The organism is Bacillus sanguinis, assembly GCF_018332475.1.
Lineage (GTDB): Bacteria > Bacillota > Bacilli > Bacillales > Bacillaceae_G > Bacillus_A > Bacillus_A sanguinis.
Genome location: NZ_BOQB01000527.1, coordinates 1 through 1,949, shown reverse-complemented (window position 1 = coordinate 1,949; position 1,949 = coordinate 1). Strand labels below are relative to the sequence as shown.

Sequence of the window (1,949 nt, the reverse complement as noted above, 5' to 3'; positions counted from 1 at the left end):
TTGGATATACATTAGAATTAATTATAAAAATAGACAAAATACTTATATAAAATAGAAATTGAATTGTAGTTTTTATTTGAATGTTCATGATTATTCTCTCTCGATTTTCTTATATTCTAAAAATCCTTTGATTCTAAAATATACAGAGTTCCAACTTCTTCTCAACTTCTCTCTATTGAAAGTTACTATGGCACTTATCAATTTTAAAAAATGATAGCATATAACTTTAATAAACAAAATAGCAGTATAAAAATCCAAATTTGATTTTATAAATCCACCAAAACCTAAGGCATAACTTTTCACTTTATCCACGCTCAACTCTTTGCTAGGATGAGGATGATAGACCTTAATATTTGGATTATATTCCACATGGGAATTTTTAGCATATTGATACACAATATCAGTATCTTCACATGAACCAAAATACGTCCCCACCCCAAGTTTCTCATTAAATTTATACAAATTTAATGTGTTTTTATAAAACATCGTTATGGAAGATACTTTAGTGAAGAAATTCTTTTCATTAATCTTCATAGAACTTTTAGGCCATTTACGTATCACATCATTCTCTGCCTTGTCAATTATCCTTCCTAAAACTAAATTCGAATTCACGTGATTTTTAAATGTTAATTCTACTTCATTCAATGTATCAATATAATATTCACAATCATCATCCGGAAAGGCAATATATTCACCCTCCGCATACTGTAAACCAAGATTTCGGTTGTGAGATAATCCCTTTTTATTACTCTTAATATGCAAAATATCCATGTTCTTATATTGTAAAACTATCTTCTCTAGATTAATTTCTTCTGAATCATTTTGATCTACAATTATAATTTGAATTTTTCCTAAGTCATATTCACTTTGATTGATACTTTCTAGAAAAAGAGCAATTTCTTCATCTCGACCATATGTAGCCATTATTAAAGAAAATTTATATTTCATCGTAAATCCTCCATACATTACTATTTCATATAAGCTGATAACTTTCTTTTCAAAGGTATAGGGATTATTCTGTGGACTTTACCTAATTTATAAGCTATAAACTTCACAAAATTTTCAACGAAAGCATATATAAGTAAACTCTTATTATTTTTCAAAAGGAACTTTGTTTGTTCTCTTACCATTTTAGCTCCTTCTTTTTCATTAGATACATATTGTAGCAAGTAACTTGTCGACTCGAATGCCATTCCTATATCAAAATACCTCTTAAATTGTTGTTTTAAGTTATAATTATGAGAATGAAAAACCTTTGCTTTTGGATTATAGATTACGTTCTTTCCATCTAAAATAACTTTAGATGCTAATATTAAATCCTCGTTTAATATTACTTTTTCAGGAAATCCATTGTATGGATTTTCAAATAATGTTTTTTTATACATACAACATACATTGGAACAGAAAAATGTTTTTATCCCTAAAGTTTTTATTTCAGCTGTTTGCTTTACTATCTTTTTATCAGGGTAATTAAATCCTCGTGCAAATTTCTCCAATACACTAGCGTCTTCTTTAGGAATTTGTCTCGCAAAACAAATTACATTCTCACTATCTTCTAATTCCTCAAGTAAACTCATTATTAAATTATTATCAACAGGTATGGCATCTTGAGTCATATATAAAAGGTAATCGCCTGTTGCCATCCTTGCTAATTTATTTCTCGTTCCCCCATGATCAAATAATTTATTCTCAATTTCTACTAGTTTAACTTCTAAAAATTCATTTTTAACGATTTCTAGAGTGTTATCTGTAGAACTAGAATCTACCAAAATAACCTCTAAATCCATGCCCATTGGCATAGATTGTTCATATATTTTTTTCAATAATATTCTTATTTCATCCCCCGCATTATACGTAGGAATTAATACTGAAACTTTCTTCATCTGTTTTCTCCTTTATTTATATATCCCTTTATAAAAGAGCATTATACTAAACTGACCTTTAAACAA

General features: G+C 27.9%; 2 protein-coding genes. Both read right to left on the bottom strand.

The window, feature by feature from the left end:
- Positions 1 to 90: 90 nt before the first annotated feature.
- Entirely contained in the window at positions 91 to 948 is an 858-nt protein-coding gene (locus tag KI369_RS28225; protein ID WP_212958957.1) for a glycosyltransferase family 2 protein, read from the bottom strand.
- Between the two features lie 20 nt (positions 949 to 968).
- Entirely contained in the window at positions 969 to 1,883 is a 915-nt protein-coding gene (locus tag KI369_RS28220) for a glycosyltransferase family 2 protein (protein ID WP_212958956.1), read from the bottom strand.
- Positions 1,884 to 1,949 lie beyond the last annotated feature (66 nt).